Raw genomic sequence first — 15,288 nt, forward strand, 5'->3', positions numbered from 1 at the left:
TACTCATCGCGGGCCGGACGCGACAGCAGGGGACCGGCTACTCGTAGCCCTCGAAGACCGTCTCGATCACCGGCTCGCCCTTGGAGAGCTGGCGAGCCATCAGCGGCAGCTCGTTGCGGGACCGGAGGTGCCGCTCCCGGGACGCCTCGAGCGACTCGCGGCCGACCACCTCGCCAGCACGGACGAGCGGGACGAGCAGCGAGCGGTCGTCGCCGTCGTTGTGCGACGGGCCCCCGATGCCGATCACCTCCGCCATCGCCACGCCGTCGGGGGAGAGACGGCGCAGGGCGTACTTGCGCCCCCCGATGGAGATCTTGTCCTTGCTCTTCTTCGCCACCCCGACGACCTTGCCCGACTCGTCCTCGCGCGCCACGAGCTTGTAGACGAAGCCGCAGGTGGGGTGGCCGCTGCCGACGACGAGCTGGGTGCCGACGCCGTACCCGTCGACGGGGGCTGCGGCCAGGCCGGCGATCGCGAACTCGTCGAGGTCGGAGGTCACGATGATCTTCGTGTCCGGTGCGTCGAGCTCGTCGAGCTGGTCGCGCACCCGCTGGGCGAGCACGCCGAGGTCGCCGGAGTCGATCCGTACCGCCCCGAGCTCGGGCCCGGCGATCTCGACACCGAGACGGACCGCCTCGGCGATGTCGTAGGTGTCGACCAGCAGCGTCGTGCCCCTGCCCAGCGAGTCGACCTGCGCGCGGAACGCGTCGGCCTCGGTGTCGTGCAGCAGCGTGAACGAGTGCGCGCTGGTGCCGGTGCTGGGTACGCCGTACGCCTGGTGGGCGCGCAGGTTCGAGGTGGCCGTGAACCCCGCGATGTACGCCGCCCGGGCACTCGCGACCGCAGCACCCTCGTGCGTACGCCGCGAACCCATCTCGATGCACGGCCGCGGGCCCGCCGCCCAGGTCATCCGCGAGGCGGCGGAGGCGATCGCGGCGTCGTGGTTGTAGATCGAGAGCAGCACGGTCTCGAGCAGCACCGCCTCCGCGAAGCTCGCCTCGACGACCAGCAGGGGGGAGTAGGGGAAGTAGGTCTCGCCCTCGGGGTAGCCCCAGATGTCGCCGGTGAACCGGTAGCCGGCGAGGAACTCCAGCGTGGCCTCGTCGACGATCTGCTTCTCGCGCAGGAAGTCGATCTCGGATTCGGCGAACCGGAAGTCCTCGACCGCGTCGAGGGCGCGCCCGACACCGGCCACGACGCCGTACCTGCGGCCGGTGGGGAGACGCCGGGGGAACAGCTCGAAGACCGAGCGGCGATGGGCGGCGCCGGAGGCGATCGCCGACTGGAGCATGGTCAGCTCGTAGTGGTCGGTGAGCAGGGCCGTGGAGGGCCGAGAGGGGGTGCGCACCGGAACACCCTAATGACCGCTGTGCACAATGTGCGTGTGTCCACTTCACCGGTTGAGCTCGATGAGCCCGAGGTAGCCGAGGTCACGGACCTCGACACCCCGTGGGTCACCATCGTGTGGAACGACCCGGTCAATTTGATGTCCTACGTCACCTTCGTCTTCCAGAAGTACTTCGGGTACGGCAAGAAGAAGGCGGAGAAGCTGATGATGGAGGTCCACCAGGACGGGCGCTCGGTCGTCTCGACCGGCACCCGCGAGGCGATGGAGCGCGACGTGCAGGCGATGCACGAGTACGGCCTGTGGGCCACGATGCAGAGGTCCGACGCCCCGTGAGCGGGTTCAAGCGTCATCGCCGCAGCGGCGCCAGCGTGGCCACGTTCACGGTCTTCGAGGCCGACCTGCTGCGCTCCCTGGCCGCCCAGCTGATCGAGCTGCTGCGCAACGAGTCCGCGCTCGCGCCGGTGGAGAGCGACCCGCTGGAGCAGCTGCTCGACTTCTCCGGCCCCACCACCGCTCCGGAGGACCCGGTGCTGGCCCGGTTCTTCCCCACGGCGTACCCCGACGACGAGGAGGCGGCAGGCGACTTCCGCCGGTTCACCGAGAACGCGCTGCGCGACGGCAAGGCGACCGCGGCCGCCGCGGTGATCGACACGCTCGAGGAGGCCGGGCTGCCGAGCGAGCCCGAGGACGGGATCTTCATCGACGTCGAGCTCGACGAGGGGGAGGCGATGACCTGGATGAAGTCCTTCACCGACATGCGCCTCGCGATCGGCACGCGCCTCGGGGTCGAGGAGGGTGACGAGGAGTACTGGCACTCGCTGCCCGACGACGACCCCCGCGCCCAGGTCCACGACATCTACGACTGGCTCGGCTACCTGCAGGAGACCCTGGTCCACTCGCTGCGCTGACCGGACCTTGATCCGGGGGGAGCCGCGCGCCGCGGTGAACGTAGGCTGGCCCGGTGCTGCAGATCTCCCGTGCCATCCATGACGCGATCGTCGCGCACGCCAGGCGGGACCACCCCGACGAGGCGTGCGGGATCGTCGCCGGCCCCGAGGGCAGCGACCGCGCGGTGCGCATCGTCGAGATGACCAACGCCGCGAGCTCGCCCACGTTCTACGAGTTCGACTCCGGTGAGCTGCTCGCGCTCTACAAGCAGATGTGGGACCAGGACGAGGAGCCGGTGGTGATCTACCACTCGCACACCGCCACCGAGGCCTACCCGAGCCGCACCGACATCGACCTCGCGAGCGAGCCCGGCGCCCACTATGTGCTGGTCAGCACACGCGAGGACGGGAATAGTGACGGGCCTGTGGAGTTCAGGTCCTACAGGATCATCGACGGCGTCGTCACCGAGGAAGAGGTCCGCGTGACCGACACCCCCGCCGACGAGCCGTCGACCAGCAGCTGAACCACACGACGCTGAACCACGACTGAGAGCGAGTAGCACCCATGGCCATCGAGGTCCGCATCCCGACCATCCTGCGCACCTACACAGGAGGCGAGAAGTCGGTCGATGCTTCGGGCGCCACGCTGATCGAGTTGATCGACGACCTCGAGGCCAAGCACCCCGGTCTCAAGGACCGGCTGATCGAGGACAAGGACGGCCGGGGCGACCTGCGCCGCTTCGTCAACCTCTACGTCAACGACGAGGACGTCCGGTTCACCGGCGGCCTCGAGACCGCGCTCTCCGACGGTGACCAGGTCGTGGTGCTCCCGGCCGTCGCCGGCGGCAGCGCCGCCTGAGTCCCGGTGCGTTTCGACAGCCTCCTCGACTCGGTCGGCGGCACCCCGCTGGTCGGGCTGCCGAAGCTGTCCCCGTCCCCGGACGTGCGGCTGTGGGCCAAGCTCGAGGACCGCAACCCGACCGGCTCGATCAAGGACCGCCCGGCCCTGCGGATGATCGAGCAGGCCGAGAAGGACGGCACGCTGCGTCCCGGCTGCACGATCCTCGAGCCGACGAGCGGCAACACCGGCATCTCGCTGGCGATGGCCGCGAAGCTCAAGGGCTACCGCCTTGTCTGCGTGATGCCGGAGAACACCTCGCAGGAGCGCCGCCAGCTGCTGCGCATGTGGGGCGCGGAGATCGTGTCCTCGCCGGCCGCGGGCGGCTCCAACGAGGCGGTCCGCAAGGCCAAGGGCATCGCTGAGGAGCACCCCGACTGGGTGATGCTCTACCAGTACGGCAACGAGGCCAACGCGCTCTCCCACGAGGAGGGCACCGGCCCCGAGATCCTCGCCGACCTGCCCGAGGTCACCCACTTCGTCGGCGGGCTCGGCACCACCGGCACGCTGATGGGCGTCAGCCGGTTCTTCCGGGCGCACAAGCCCGGCGTGAAGATCGTGGCCGCGGAGCCCCGCTACGGCGAGCTCGTCTACGGGTTGCGCAACATGGACGAGGGCTTCGTGCCCGAGCTGTACGACGAGTCACTGATCGACTCGCGGTTCTCGGTGGGTCCACGTGACGCCGTACGCCGCGTCCGGGAGCTGCTCGAGGCCGAGGGCATCTTCGCCGGCATCTCCACCGGCGCGATCCTGCACGCCGCGCTCGGCCAGGCGGCCAAGGCCGTCAAGGCGGGGGAGTCGGCCGAGATCGTGTTCGTGGTCTGCGACGGCGGCTGGAAGTACCTGTCCACCGGTGCCTACGAGGGCACGGTCGACGAGGCCGAGGAGAAGCTCGAAGGGCAGCTCTGGGCGTGACGGTGATCCAGGGGGTGATCACCGCGGCGTGCCTGCTCAGCGCGCTGTGGATCGTGGTCCTCATCATCCGCGACCGCACGCCGGAGCGCTGGCTGCTCAACGTGATGCTCGGCATCGAGGTGCTCCTCGTCGTCCACCTGGTGCTCGGCATCGTCAAGGTCGCCGGCGCCCCGAGCGGCGTCTCGGTGTGGGAGTACGTCGGCTACCTGGTCGGCTCGCTGCTGATCGTCCCCGCGGGTGTCATCTGGTCCTCCGGCGAGCAGTCGCGCGGTGGGACCGCAGTGCTGCTGGTCGCAGTGCTGGTGGTGCCGTTCATGTTCATCCGGCTCGCGGACGTCTGGGCCCTCGGTGCCTGAGGTGGCCCACGGGAGCACCAGCACCGGTTTCGGCCGGGTCCTGGTCTTCGTGTACGGCGTGTTCGCGCTCGCCGCGACCGGGCGCTCCACCCTCCAGCTCACCACCCAGGCCTCGGAGGCGCCGCTGGCCTACAGCCTGAGCGCGTTCGCCGCCGTGGTCTACCTGGTGGCCACGTTCGCGCTGGCCACCGGCCGCCGCGCGCTGGGCCTGGTGACCGTCGGCATCGAGCTCGTCGGCGTCCTGGCCGTGGGGCTGACCAGCGAGCTGTTCGCGGCCGACTACCAGGACAGCACCGTCTGGTCGGACTTCGGCGCCGGCTACGGCTACGTGCCCCTGGTCCTCCCGGTGGTCGGCCTGTGGTGGTTGCTGCGCGGACGCCGCGCGCGTGCGTGAGCCTGCGAACAGGTGACCTGAGTCGCTTAACCACCTCATCGTCGGCGTTGCGCACTAGCCTTGCTCCTTGTGACTGACGCACCGATCGGCATCTTCGACTCGGGCTTCGGTGGGCTCACCGTCGCTCGCGCCGTGATGGACCAGCTGCCCCACGAGGCGGTGGTCTACCTCGGTGACACCGCACGCCAGCCCTACGGACCCAAGCCGATCCCCGAGGTGCGCGAGTACGCCCTCGAGTGTCTCGACCACCTCGTCGCCGAGGGCGTCAAGGCGCTGGTGATCGCGTGCAACTCCGCCAGCGCCGCCATGCTGCGCGATGCCCGGGAGCGCTACGACGTGCCCGTGGTCGAGGTGATCCTGCCTGCGACCCGCCGCGCGGTCGCGGCCACCCGCAGTGGCCGCATCGGGGTGATCTGCACCCGGGCCACCGCCGAGTCGCTGGCCTACGACGACGCGTTCGCCGCGGCCCCCCAGGTGACCCTGACGACCCAGGCCTGTCCCCGGTTCGTGGACTTCGTCGAGCAGGGCATCACCAGCGGGCCCGAGCTGCTCGCGGCCGCCCACGAGTACCTCGACCCGCTGCTCGCTGCCGAGGTGGACACCGTGATCCTCGGGTGCACCCACTACCCGCTCCTCACCGGCGTGATCTCCATGGTGATGGGCGACGGGGTCACCCTGGTCAGCAGCGCCGAGGAGTGCGGCAAGGACGTCTACCGGATGCTGGTGCGTCACGGGATCGAGCGCTCCCCGGCCGACGGGGAGAGCCACCCGCCCCGGCACCGGTTCCTGACCACCGGCCAGCCCGAGGAGTTCGAGACCACCGGACGTCGTTTCCTGGGGCCCGAGCTCGAGAGCGTCAGCCAGTTCGCGGGTGGCGTCACGGCCGTGGGGGCGCGATGATCAGCGGGACCGCTCCTCACCGAAGGGGACGTGACACCCCATGGACTCGGGACCCAGCATGCGACTGACCGTGATCGGCAACTCCGGGTCCTACCCCGGACCGCAGTCCTCGGCGAGCTGCTACCTGCTGGAGGCCGAGCTCGACGGACGCACCTGGCGGATCCTCCTCGACCTCGGGAACGGCGCCCTGGGTTCCCTGCAGCGGTATGCCGACGCGACCGCCATCGACGGCGTGTTCCTCTCCCACCTGCACGCCGACCACTGCCTCGACCTGTGCGGCTACTACGTGATGCGCAAGTACCACCCCGACGGTGCCCTGCCGCGGATCCCGGTCTGGGGTCCGGCCGACACGGCGCTGCGGATGGCCAAGGCCTACGACCTCGACGAGGACCCCGGGATGAGGGAGGAGTTCGACTTCATCGACTACACCCCCGACTCGGTGCAGTACGGACCGTTCACCGTCACCGTGCGACGAGTGGTGCACCCGGTCACGGCGTACGCACTGCGGGTGGAGGCCAACGGACGCGTGCTGGCCTACTCCGGTGACAGCGGCAGCTGCCACGGGCTCGAGGACACGGCCCGCGAGGCCGACCTGTTCCTGTGCGAGGCGTCGTTCATGGAGGGCGCCCCGAACCCGCCCGACCTGCACCTCACGGGGGCCGAGGCCGGCCGGACGGCGACGGTCTCGGCGGCCCGCCGGCTCGTGCTCACCCACATCCCGCCGTGGCACGACCCGCAGAAGGTGCTCGCCGAGGCAGTCGGGACCTACGACGGCCCCGTGGAGCTCGCGATGCCCGGTGTGACCTACGACGTGTGACCTACGACGTGTGACCTACGTCGGGTGACGGGCCCAGGCGAGTCGGGCCGCCGGATCATTGCCGCCGTTCGGCATAGTGGGGCCCATGATCTCGCTTGAAAACGTGACGAAACGCTACGGCCAGTTCACGGCGGTCGATGACGTCTCCTTCGTCGCCAAGTCAGGGAAGGTCACCGGGTTCCTCGGACCCAACGGCGCCGGGAAGTCCACCAGCATGCGGATCATGGTCGGGCTGACCCTGCAGGACAGCGGGGAGACGTTCATCGGCGGGCACCGGTTCGCCGACATCCCCAACCCCTCACGCCATGTCGGCGTGCTGCTCGACGCCTCCGCCCAGCACGGCGGCCGCACCGGCCGCGAGGTGCTCCGGATCTCGGCCGACACGATGGGCATGGGCAAGAAGCGCGTCGAGGAGATGCTGGCGCTGGTCGGCCTCTCCGGCTCCGAGGCCAAGCGCCGGGTGCGCAACTACTCGCTCGGGATGCGCCAGCGCCTCGGCATCGCCAACGCCCTGATGGGGGACCCGTCGGTCCTGATCCTCGACGAGCCCGTGAACGGCCTCGACCCCGCCGGCATCCACTGGATGCGAGGCCTGCTCCGGCACTTCGCGGGCCAGGGCGGAACCGTCCTGCTGTCCTCCCACCTCTTGCACGAGGTGGAGATGATCGCCGACGAGATGGTGCTGATCGGCCGCGGCAAGATCGTGGCGCAGGGCACCAAGGACCAGCTGTTGAACACCGCCGGCACCTACGTGAAGCCGGAGGACCCGGCCGCGCTGCAACGTGCTCTGCAGGCCGCGAACATCACCGCGCTGCCCTCGGGGGACGGCGGCTTCCGGGCCGAGTGCGAGCCCGTGGACGTCGGCCGCGCCGCCGCTGCCGGTGGAGTGGTCCTGACCGAGCTCAAGCGCGCCGAGGGGGCGGGGCTCGAGGAGATGTTCCTGCAGCTCACCTCCGCGGACGCCCGAGAGACCATCACCTCCGAAGGAGCGCAGGTATGAGCACCGCCACGCCCGTGAAGACCATCGACATCTCGGGCACCCCCCGGACGAGCTTCGCCACCCTCACCAGGGTGGAGCTGCGCAAGAGCTACGACACCCGGGCCGGCCAGTGGCTGCTCGGGATCACCGCAGGGCTCACCACCCTGGTGATGGTGGTGGTCCTCATCGTCGTGGTGAGGCAGGACGTGATGACCTCGCTGTCCGACTTCGTGTCCACGACCGTCTACACCTCCTCGTTCCTGCTGCCGGTCCTGGGCATCCTCCTGGTCACCAGTGAGTGGACGCAGCGCACCGCGATGGTGACGTTCACCCTGGAGCCAAACCGGGGACGGGTGGTCGGGGCGAAGATGGTGGCGGGCCTGCTGCTCGCCGCCGCCGTGGCGCTGGTCGCCATCGCGGCCGCGTTGGTGGCCAACCTGCTGTACGCCGCCCTCGAGGGCTCCTCCGACTGGAGCTTCGGCTTCGTGCCCTTCCTGGGGTTCCTGGCCTCCCAGGGGATCGCGATGCTGACCGGTTTCGCGTTCGCGGCGCTGTTCCTCAACACCGCCATCGCCATCGTCGTGTACTTCGCGTACGCGTTCATCCTCCCGTCGATCTTCGCGATCGCTTCGGCGTTCCTCGGCTGGTTCGCCGACCTGCAGCCCTGGATCGACTTCACCAGTGCCCAGGTGCCGCTGCTGGAGGGCGACATGCAGGGTCAGGACTGGGCGCACTTCGTGGTCTCCGGACTCATCTGGTTCGTCCTCCCGCTCGGCCTGGGCGTGTGGCGGATCCTGCGCGCCGAGGTCAAGTAACCGCTGTCGTCGTCGCCCTCCCGACGTCGGTAGGGTCGGGCGCATGACTTCCTCACGCGCTGACGGCCGCGCCGACGACGAGCTCCGCCCGGTCAAGATCACCCGCCACTGGCAGGACCACCCGGCCGGGTCGGTGCTGGTGGAGTTCGGCCGCACCCGCGTGCTGTGCGCCGCGTCCGCCTCCGAGGGGGTGCCGCGCTGGCGCAAGGGATCCGGCCTGGGCTGGGTCACCGCGGAGTACGCCATGCTCCCTTCGGCGACCAACACTCGCTCGGACCGCGAGTCGGTCAAGGGCCGCATCGGCGGGCGCACCCACGAGATCTCCCGGCTGATCGGGCGGTCGCTGCGCTCGGTGATCGACTACAAGGCGCTCGGCGAGAACACGATCGTGCTCGACTGCGACGTGCTCCAGGCCGATGGCGGCACCCGCACGGCTGCGATCACCGGCGCCTACGTGGCGCTGGCCGACGCGGTCGCGCACCTCAAGGCCAACGGCGCCCTCGCCGGCGAGCCCCTGATGGGTTCTGTCGCGGCGATCTCGGTCGGCATCATCGACGGGGTCCCCAGGCTCGACCTGCCCTATGAGGAGGACGTGCGCGCAGAGACCGACATGAACGTCGTGATGACCGGGGACGGAAAGTTCGTCGAGGTGCAGGGCACCGCCGAGGGCGTCGCGTTCGACCGCTCGGAGCTCGACGCGCTGCTCTCCCTTGCCGAGAAGGGCTGTGTCGACCTGACCAGGATCCAGCAGGAGGCGCTGGCGAACGATGGCTGAGCCAGCACCGGAGGTGGTGGTCGAGCCTGCCGAGACCCCCCAGGTCTTCCTGGCCTCGCGCAACACCAAGAAGATCGAGGAGCTGCGCCGGATCCTGGGCGAGGTGCTCGGTGCCCAGGGCGGTCCCGGCATCGAGGTGCTCGGGCTCGACGACGTGGCGGCGTACGACGAGCCGGTGGAGGACCAGCCCACCTTCGAGGGCAACGCCCTGCTCAAGGCGCGGGCCGGTGTCCGCGCGACCGGGCTGCCGTCGCTGGCCGACGACAGCGGCCTGTGCGTGGACGCACTCAACGGGATGCCCGGTGTCCTGTCCGCGCGCTGGTCAGGGGTGCCCAAGGACGACCACCGCAACAACGTCCTGCTGCTCGACCAGCTGGCCGACGTGCCCGACGAACGGCGCGGGGCGCAGTTCCGGTGTGCCGTGGCCTTCTGCCACCCCGACGGGTCCCAGAAGGTGACCGCGGGGGAGATGGGTGGCCGGGTGATCCGGGAGCTGCGCGGCGACGGCGGGTTCGGCTACGACGTGCTCTTCGTCCCCGACGAGCAGGACGGTGCCCTCACCTCGGCCGAGCTGTCGGCCGCGGAGAAGGACCGGATCAGCCACCGGGGTCACGCCCTGCGGGCGATCGCCCCGGTGGTGGCCGAGCTGGTGACCGGCACGCTCAGATCGTGACGAGGATCTTCCCGCGCGGGTGACCGTCGGCGAGGAACTGGTGCGCCTCGACGATCTGGTCCAGCGTGAAGGTCTTCGCGACGCTGAGCGTGAGCGCCCCGGAGTCGACCAGGTCGACGAGAGCGTTCAGGTTCGCCCGGTCGGGCCGGACGAAGACGTAGTGGCCGCCCAGGCCGAGCACGGTCTCCGGGTCCACGACCGAGACGATGCGGGTGCCGCTGCGGACCTGGTTGGGGGCGTCCTGGAGCGCCTCGCCGCCGATCAGGTCGACGACCGCGTCCGCCTTCCCGCCGACCGAGTCCAGCTGCTCGCTGATCGTCCCGGCGGAGTAGTCGAGCACTTCGTCGGCGCCGAGCCCGCGCAGCCAGTCGTGCGAGCCGGGGCTGCCGGTGGCGATCACGGTGGCGCCCAGCGACTTCGCGATCTGGACCGCGAGGTGGCCGACCCCGCCGGAGGCGGCATGGATCAGCACCCGGTCACCCTGGGTGACCTGGAGCTCCTCGACCAGGCACTGGTAGGCGGTCATCCCCGCGAGCGGCAGCCCGGCCGCCTCCTCGAGGCTGATCGAGGCGGGCTTGAGCGCCACCGTCCGCTCGGGAGCAGGCACCAGCTCGGCGGTGGTCCCGAAGCAGACGTCGTCGCGCCGGATGTAGCCGAAGACCTCGTCGCCGACCTTGAGGCCGGTGCGGACCGCGGGCCCGACGGCCTCGACCACGCCGGAGAGGTCCCAGCCGGGGATGATCGGGAAGTGGTGGGGGTAGGCGCCGCTGAGGCTGCCCTGGCGGATCAGGCTGTCCACCGGGTTCAGGCTGGTGGCCTTCGCCCGGACGAGCACGGTGTCCGGACCGACGGGCGGGTCGTCGACCTCGCGCACCTGGAGGACGTCTGGGTCGCCGTACTGGTCGTAGGTCGCTGCGCGCATGCGGTTGCCTCTCGTCGTCGGACGTTCCCTGTTCCCAACAAGGCCCCCGCAGACGTATTCCGAGCGGGCTGCCTCAGCGTGCCGCCACCCTCGCGCGGGAGCGGCGGGCGACGAAGGAGCCCCAGAGGCCGGCGAATACGAACATGAAGATGGAGTAGACCGCCGCCGGGATCGAGATCTCGGTCTCGTCGAGCACCTCGACCGCCACGAAGATGGCCAGGGTGGCGTTGTGCACGCCGATCTCCATCGAGGAGGCGATCGCCTGGTCCTCCTGGACCCCGGCGGCCCGGGGTACGACGTACCCCAGCACCAGGCTGATCGCGCAGAAGAGACCGGCCGCGAGCCCGATGTCGGCGAAGTACTCGCCGACGTTCTCGCTCTGGTCGAGCAGGATGCCGAGGACGAGGACCGCCAGGATCACCGCGGAGCCGATCCGCACTGGGCGGTCCATCCGCGCGGCGAAGCCGGGTGCGCGCGCACGCACCACCATGCCGATGACCACCGGGACCAGCACCACGGCGAAGACCTGGACGACCTCGCCGAACGGCAGCTGCACGTCCCCGCCGCGGTCGTAGTAGCCGATCGCGAGCCCGGCGATGAGCGGCAGCGTGAACAGGGCGATCACCGAGTTGATCGCGGTCAGGGTGATGTTGAGTGCCACGTCGCCGCGGAACAGGTGGCTGTAGAGGTTCGCGCTCGTCCCGCCCGGTGAGGCGGCGAGCAGCATCATCCCGATGCCGAGCAGTGCCGGGAGGTCGAGCAGCACCACCAGGCCGAAGCAGATCGCCGGCAGCAGCAGGAGCTGGCACCCCAGGGCGACGGCCACGGCCCGTGGGTGCCGGCCGACCCGCCGGAAGTCGTCCACGGTGAGCCCCAGGCCCAGCCCGAGCATGATGATCGCCAGGGCGGCAGGCAGGCCGATGGTGGTGAGCGGTGAGTCCATCGTCGGACTGTAGGGGGTCGCGACGCCCGTGTGTGGGAAAACTGGTGCCGAAGGGGGGACTTGAACCCCCACGCCCGAAGGCACAGGTACCTAAAACCTGCGTGTCTGCCGATTCCACCACTTCGGCCCTGCACGACGCAGTCTAGGGATCACTGCGCCGGCCACCCCCGACCAGGTCGGGGCGATGATCAGCCCAGACCGAGGTCCCGGCGCAGCTTGGCGACGTGGCCGGTGGCCTTGACGTTGTACTGCGCCACGGCGACCTTGCCGTCCTCGTCGACGACGATCGTGGACCGGATGACGCCCTGCACGACCTTGCCGTAGAGCTTCTTCTCCCCGAACGCGCCGTAGGCGGTCATCACCGACCTGTCCTCGTCCGAGGCCAGGGTGATCGAGAGCGAGTCCTTCTCGCGGAACTTCGCCAGCTTCGCGGGCTTGTCGGGTGAGATGCCGACCACCTCGTAGCCGGCTGCCTGCAGCGACTCCAGGGAGTCGGTGAAGTCGCAGGCCTGGGTGGTGCACCCCGGCGTCATCGCCGCGGGGTAGAAGTACACGATCACCTTGCGGCCGCGCAGGGACGACAGGGAGACCTCTTCGCCGGAGTCGGTCGGCAGGGTGAAGTCCGGCGCGGCGTCGCCGGGGGAGAGCCGGCTCGGGGCCGGTGCCGGGGGCTGGGACGTGGCAGTCACGGAGTAGGGCTCCTTGGTTGCGGCTTGTTGCGAACTGTTTGCAATAACGTACGCTGGAAGTCATGCATGTTCCCGACGGCTTCCTCGATGCCCCCACCTCGGTCGCGACCGGGGTCATCGCCGTCGGGGGTGTGGCACTGGCACTGCGCGGCGCGCGGCGGGAGCTCGATGACCGTACCGCGCCGATGGCGGGGCTCGTCGCCACCTTCGTCTTCGCCGGCCAGATGATGAACTTCCCCGTCGGCGCGGGCACCAGCGGCCACCTCCTCGGCGGTGCGATGGCCGCGGTACTCGCAGGCCCGTGGACCGCGGTGCTGTGCATCAGCACGGTCCTGCTGGTCCAGGCGCTGTTCATGGCCGACGGCGGCATCACCGCGCTCGGCACCAACATCACCCTGCTCGCGCTGGTGGGCGTGGGCGTGGGGTGGTTGGTGTTCAAGGGCGTCCGGGCTGTGCTGCCGAACCGCCTCGGAGCGGTCGCCCCGGCCGCTGCCATCGGCGCGCTGGTCAGCGTGCCGGTCGCGGCCACCGTGTTCACGCTGCTGTTCGCCGTCGGCGGCACCGCCCCCGTCGCGACCGGCAAGGTCTTCGTCGCGATGGTCACCTGGCACACGGTGATCGGCGTCGGCGAGGCGCTGATCACCTTCCTGGTGGTGGGTTCGGTGGTCGCCGTACGCCCTGACCTGGTCTACGGCGCCCGGTCCGCCCTGCGCGCCCGGACGCTGGAGATCAAGAAGCCGGTGGAGATGCCCTCGCGGCCCACCTCGTCGGGAGGCACGTCATGAGCTCTCGGACGCACGGCACCAGGACCCGCAGGTTCTTCGTGGTGTCCCTGCTGGCCGCCCTGCTCGTCGCGGGCGTGGCGAGCTTCTACGCCAGCTCGCACCCCGACGGCCTGGAGTTCGTTGCCGAGAAGACCGGGTTCATCGAGCACGCCGAGGACTCGCCCACCGCTTCGAGCCCGTTCGCGGACTACTCCACCAAGGGCGTCGAGAACGGCCGCATCAGCGGTGGCATCGCCGGTGTCGCGGGATCGCTGATCGTGCTCTCCCTCGCCGGAGGACTCTTCTGGGTGCTGCGCCGTCGTGGGCACCCGGACGACCGGGACGAGGCAGACACGGACACCGACACCGGGTCCGACGTCACCACCACCTCGGGTCGCTGACCGGCGTGGGTGCTGGTCACGGCCACCGGCTCCACTACCACGGCCACAGCCGGGTCCACCGGGCCCCGGCGCACCTCAAGCTGGTCGCGCTGGTGAGCTTCATGCTGGTCGTGGTCGCGACCCCACGGGACTGGTACCCGCTCTACGCCGTCCACCTGGGCATCTTGGTCACCGTGGTCGCCATCAGCGGCGTGCCCGCCGGCTACCTGGCCAAGCGGATGCTGATCGAGACCCCGTTCGTGGTGTTCGCGATCCTGGTGCCGTTCATCGCCGAGGGGCCACGGGTCGAGGTGCTCGGGGTCTCGGTCTCCGAGCCGGGCCTGTGGGCGGCCGGGGCGCTGATCGCGAAGGGCACCCTGGGCGTCCTCGCGGCGCTGACGCTCGCGGCGACGACCGACCCGCAGGCCGTCCTGGCCGGGCTGACCCGGCTGCGGATGCCCGAGCTGATCGTGCAGATCATGGGCTTCATGCTGCGCTACCTCGACGTGGTCACCGCCGAGATGGCCCGGATGATCACCTCGATGCGGTCGCGGGGCTGCGACCCCCGCTCACCACGACACTGGCCGGTGCTCGCGCGCACGCTCGGCGCGCTGTTCATCCGGTCCTACGAGCGAGGGGAGCGGGTGCACCTCGCGATGCTCTCGCGCGGGTACACCGGCACGCTGCCGAGCACGTCGCCCGCGACCTCGACCCAGGAGCACGTCCACGAACACCAGGTCACCGAGGGGAGGGCAGCCTGATGGCGGTCCCCGTGCTCGACGTACGTGGCCTGGCGCACGCCTACCCCGACGGGACGCAGGCGCTCTTCGGCGTCGACCTGCACATCCACGAGGGGGAGCGGGTCGCGCTGCTGGGCCCCAACGGCGCCGGCAAGACCACCCTGGTGCTGCACCTCAACGGCATCCTGACCGCCGGCGCGGGCACGGTCTCGGTCTCGGGGATGCCGGTGGAGAAGAAGAACTTCCCGGAGATCCGTCGCCGGGTCGGCATCGTCTTCCAGGACCCCGACGACCAGCTGTTCATGGCCTCGGTGCGCCAGGACGTCGCCTTCGGCCCCGCCAACCAAGGGATCCGCGGCGCGGAGCTCGACCGGCGCGTGATGGCGGCCCTCGAGCAGGTCGGGATGGCGGAGTACGCCGACCGGCCGCCGCACCACCTCTCCTACGGCCAGCGCCGCCGGGTGGCAGTCGCGACCGTGCTTGTGATGGAGCCCGAGATCCTCGTCCTGGACGAGCCCTCCTCCAACCTCGACCCCGCCTCGCGGCGGGAGCTGGCAGACATCCTGCGCTCCCTGGCCGTGACCGTGCTGATGGTCACCCACGACCTGCCCTATGCGCTCGAGCTGTGTCCGCGGTCCGTGGTGCTCGCCGACGGGCAGGTGGTGGCGGACGGGACGACCTACGACCTGCTCACCGATCCCGAGCTGATGCGCCGGCACCGCCTCGAGCTGCCGTTCGGGTTCGATCCGAGGACGATCCCAGGCATTGGTAGCCTTCCTGCTTGAACCGCCCCAGCCCCCTCCCGGGGGTGGGGCAGCCGTGCGTGACGCGAAGGAGCCAAGGACTGTGTCCGACCAGGTGTCGTCCCTCGAGGACCAGATCGAGCAGACTCGCGAGCGCCTCGGCGCCACCATCGACCAGCTCGTCCACCGGGCCAGCCCGAAGACGATCGCGCGCCGCGAGGTCGCCTCGGTGAGGGCCTACTTCGTGGACCCCACCGGCGCCCCCCGCCAGGACAACATCGTCAAGGTCGTCGGCGGCGTCGTCGGGGTGATCGCGCTGTTCGCGCTCGTGCGCAAGGTCGTCAGCTGAC

Annotated in this window: 22 protein-coding genes and 1 tRNA gene; 18 read left to right on the forward strand and 5 right to left on the reverse strand. The window is 70.3% G+C overall.

From position 1 onward, the window contains the following. Positions 1-37 precede the first annotated feature (37 nt). Positions 38-1,348, reverse strand: coding sequence for a nicotinate phosphoribosyltransferase (locus AC4BGC_RS05250; protein ID WP_490545503.1), 1,311 nt, complete (start codon positions 1,346-1,348; stop codon positions 38-40). Between the two features lie 36 nt (positions 1,349-1,384). Here AC4BGC_RS05250 and clpS point away from each other — a divergent pair, with 36 nt between their 5' ends. The 13 genes from clpS (at position 1,385) to rdgB (ending at position 9,757) form a co-directional block, all read left to right on the forward strand. Next, positions 1,385-1,681 carry an ATP-dependent Clp protease adapter ClpS gene (gene clpS / locus AC4BGC_RS05255; protein ID WP_490545501.1) on the forward strand — a complete coding sequence of 99 codons (297 nt, stop codon included), beginning with the start codon at positions 1,385-1,387 and terminating at the stop codon, positions 1,679-1,681. After that, a complete protein-coding gene (locus tag AC4BGC_RS05260) occupies positions 1,678-2,256 on the forward strand; it encodes a DUF2017 domain-containing protein (protein ID WP_490545499.1) in 579 nt (192 codons plus the stop codon). Before clpS ends, AC4BGC_RS05260 begins: the two co-directional genes overlap by 4 nt. Positions 2,257-2,309: 53 nt before the next feature. Continuing rightward, positions 2,310-2,759: a M67 family metallopeptidase gene (locus tag AC4BGC_RS05265; RefSeq protein WP_490545497.1), complete on the forward strand. Its 450-nt coding sequence runs from the start codon at positions 2,310-2,312 to the stop codon at positions 2,757-2,759. A 41-nt stretch (positions 2,760-2,800) separates the two neighbouring features. After that, the gene (locus tag AC4BGC_RS05270) at positions 2,801-3,094 is read left to right on the forward strand and encodes a MoaD/ThiS family protein (protein WP_490545496.1); all 294 of its coding nucleotides are present in this window, start codon (positions 2,801-2,803) and stop codon (positions 3,092-3,094) included. 6 nt (positions 3,095-3,100) lie between these two features. Beyond that, the gene (locus tag AC4BGC_RS05275; RefSeq protein WP_490545494.1) at positions 3,101-4,048 is read left to right on the forward strand and encodes a PLP-dependent cysteine synthase family protein; all 948 of its coding nucleotides are present in this window, start codon (positions 3,101-3,103) and stop codon (positions 4,046-4,048) included. After that, positions 4,045-4,404, forward strand: a complete 360-nt coding sequence (locus AC4BGC_RS05280; RefSeq protein WP_490545492.1) for a hypothetical protein — start codon at positions 4,045-4,047, stop codon at positions 4,402-4,404. Before AC4BGC_RS05275 ends, AC4BGC_RS05280 begins: the two co-directional genes overlap by 4 nt. Before the next feature lies 1 nt (position 4,405). After that, entirely contained in the window at positions 4,406-4,798 is a 393-nt protein-coding gene (locus AC4BGC_RS05285; RefSeq protein ID WP_490554664.1) for a hypothetical protein, read from the forward strand. Positions 4,799-4,867: 69 nt separating this feature from the next. After that, on the forward strand, positions 4,868-5,698 hold the full coding sequence (murI, locus tag AC4BGC_RS05290; RefSeq protein ID WP_490545489.1) for a glutamate racemase: 831 nt from the start codon (positions 4,868-4,870) through the stop codon (positions 5,696-5,698). A 40-nt stretch (positions 5,699-5,738) separates the two neighbouring features. Then, positions 5,739-6,515 (forward strand): MBL fold metallo-hydrolase, encoded by a 777-nt coding sequence (locus AC4BGC_RS05295; RefSeq protein ID WP_490545487.1) that lies wholly within the window; start codon positions 5,739-5,741, stop codon positions 6,513-6,515. An 85-nt stretch (positions 6,516-6,600) separates the two neighbouring features. Continuing rightward, positions 6,601-7,515 carry an ABC transporter ATP-binding protein gene (locus AC4BGC_RS05300; RefSeq protein WP_490545485.1) on the forward strand — a complete coding sequence of 305 codons (915 nt, stop codon included), beginning with the start codon at positions 6,601-6,603 and terminating at the stop codon, positions 7,513-7,515. Continuing rightward, positions 7,512-8,309: an ABC transporter permease gene (locus tag AC4BGC_RS05305; protein ID WP_490554665.1), complete on the forward strand. Its 798-nt coding sequence runs from the start codon at positions 7,512-7,514 to the stop codon at positions 8,307-8,309. The genes AC4BGC_RS05300 and AC4BGC_RS05305 overlap by 4 nt, the downstream gene beginning before the upstream one ends. Positions 8,310-8,352: 43 nt before the next feature. Then, a complete protein-coding gene (rph, locus tag AC4BGC_RS05310; protein ID WP_490554666.1) occupies positions 8,353-9,084 on the forward strand; it encodes a ribonuclease PH in 732 nt (243 codons plus the stop codon). Next, positions 9,077-9,757: an RdgB/HAM1 family non-canonical purine NTP pyrophosphatase gene (gene rdgB / locus AC4BGC_RS05315; protein WP_490554667.1), complete on the forward strand. Its 681-nt coding sequence runs from the start codon at positions 9,077-9,079 to the stop codon at positions 9,755-9,757. The genes rph and rdgB overlap by 8 nt, the downstream gene beginning before the upstream one ends. Here the strand turns inward: rdgB and AC4BGC_RS05320 are convergent. The 4 genes from AC4BGC_RS05320 to bcp all read right to left on the reverse strand — a co-directional run bounded on the left by AC4BGC_RS05320 (position 9,747) and on the right by bcp (position 12,311). After that, the gene (locus tag AC4BGC_RS05320) at positions 9,747-10,679 is read right to left on the reverse strand and encodes an NADP-dependent oxidoreductase (protein WP_490554668.1); all 933 of its coding nucleotides are present in this window, start codon (positions 10,677-10,679) and stop codon (positions 9,747-9,749) included. The genes rdgB and AC4BGC_RS05320 overlap by 11 nt on opposite strands. Positions 10,680-10,752: 73 nt before the next feature. Further along, a complete protein-coding gene (locus AC4BGC_RS05325; RefSeq protein WP_490554669.1) occupies positions 10,753-11,622 on the reverse strand; it encodes a bile acid:sodium symporter family protein in 870 nt (289 codons plus the stop codon). A 42-nt stretch (positions 11,623-11,664) separates the two neighbouring features. Then, positions 11,665-11,749, reverse strand: a tRNA-Leu gene (locus AC4BGC_RS05330). 61 nt (positions 11,750-11,810) lie between these two features. Next, positions 11,811-12,311: a thioredoxin-dependent thiol peroxidase gene (bcp, locus tag AC4BGC_RS05335; RefSeq protein WP_490554670.1), complete on the reverse strand. Its 501-nt coding sequence runs from the start codon at positions 12,309-12,311 to the stop codon at positions 11,811-11,813. A 62-nt stretch (positions 12,312-12,373) separates the two neighbouring features. Here bcp and AC4BGC_RS05340 point away from each other — a divergent pair, with 62 nt between their 5' ends. The 5 genes from AC4BGC_RS05340 (at position 12,374) to AC4BGC_RS05360 (ending at position 15,287) form a co-directional block, all read left to right on the forward strand. After that, positions 12,374-13,096: an energy-coupling factor ABC transporter permease gene (locus AC4BGC_RS05340; protein ID WP_490545468.1), complete on the forward strand. Its 723-nt coding sequence runs from the start codon at positions 12,374-12,376 to the stop codon at positions 13,094-13,096. Beyond that, positions 13,093-13,476, forward strand: coding sequence for a PDGLE domain-containing protein (locus tag AC4BGC_RS05345; RefSeq protein WP_490554671.1), 384 nt, complete (start codon positions 13,093-13,095; stop codon positions 13,474-13,476). Before AC4BGC_RS05340 ends, AC4BGC_RS05345 begins: the two co-directional genes overlap by 4 nt. A 5-nt stretch (positions 13,477-13,481) precedes the next feature. Continuing rightward, complete coding sequence (gene cbiQ, locus AC4BGC_RS05350; protein WP_490554672.1) at positions 13,482-14,216, forward strand: cobalt ECF transporter T component CbiQ; 735 nt, start codon at positions 13,482-13,484, stop codon at positions 14,214-14,216. Continuing rightward, complete coding sequence (locus AC4BGC_RS05355) at positions 14,216-14,980, forward strand: energy-coupling factor ABC transporter ATP-binding protein (protein WP_490554673.1); 765 nt, start codon at positions 14,216-14,218, stop codon at positions 14,978-14,980. The genes cbiQ and AC4BGC_RS05355 overlap by 1 nt, the downstream gene beginning before the upstream one ends. Before the next feature lie 61 nt (positions 14,981-15,041). Beyond that, the gene (locus AC4BGC_RS05360; protein ID WP_490554674.1) at positions 15,042-15,287 is read left to right on the forward strand and encodes a DUF3618 domain-containing protein; all 246 of its coding nucleotides are present in this window, start codon (positions 15,042-15,044) and stop codon (positions 15,285-15,287) included. Position 15,288: the final 1 nt, after the last annotated feature.

This window comes from Nocardioides sp. Z38_18 (assembly GCF_058215695.1).

Bases quoted from the DNA above. Each gene is read 5' to 3' on its own strand.
- AC4BGC_RS05355 (WP_490554673.1), top strand. From the start codon at position 14,216: ATGGCGGTCCCCGTGCTCGACGTACGTGGCCTGGCGCACGCCTACCCC.
- AC4BGC_RS05305 (WP_490554665.1), top strand. From the start codon at position 7,512: ATGAGCACCGCCACGCCCGTGAAGACCATCGACATCTCGGGCACCCCC.
- AC4BGC_RS05340 (WP_490545468.1), top strand. From the start codon at position 12,374: ATGCATGTTCCCGACGGCTTCCTCGATGCCCCCACCTCGGTCGCGACC.
- AC4BGC_RS05345 (WP_490554671.1), top strand. From the start codon at position 13,093: ATGAGCTCTCGGACGCACGGCACCAGGACCCGCAGGTTCTTCGTGGTG.
- AC4BGC_RS05295 (WP_490545487.1), top strand. From the start codon at position 5,739: ATGGACTCGGGACCCAGCATGCGACTGACCGTGATCGGCAACTCCGGG.
- AC4BGC_RS05300 (WP_490545485.1), top strand. From the start codon at position 6,601: ATGATCTCGCTTGAAAACGTGACGAAACGCTACGGCCAGTTCACGGCG.
- AC4BGC_RS05325 (WP_490554669.1), bottom strand. From the start codon at position 11,622: ATGGACTCACCGCTCACCACCATCGGCCTGCCTGCCGCCCTGGCGATC.
- AC4BGC_RS05320 (WP_490554668.1), bottom strand. From the start codon at position 10,679: ATGCGCGCAGCGACCTACGACCAGTACGGCGACCCAGACGTCCTCCAG.
- rph (WP_490554666.1), top strand. From the start codon at position 8,353: ATGACTTCCTCACGCGCTGACGGCCGCGCCGACGACGAGCTCCGCCCG.
- rdgB (WP_490554667.1), top strand. From the start codon at position 9,077: ATGGCTGAGCCAGCACCGGAGGTGGTGGTCGAGCCTGCCGAGACCCCC.
- AC4BGC_RS05270 (WP_490545496.1), top strand. From the start codon at position 2,801: ATGGCCATCGAGGTCCGCATCCCGACCATCCTGCGCACCTACACAGGA.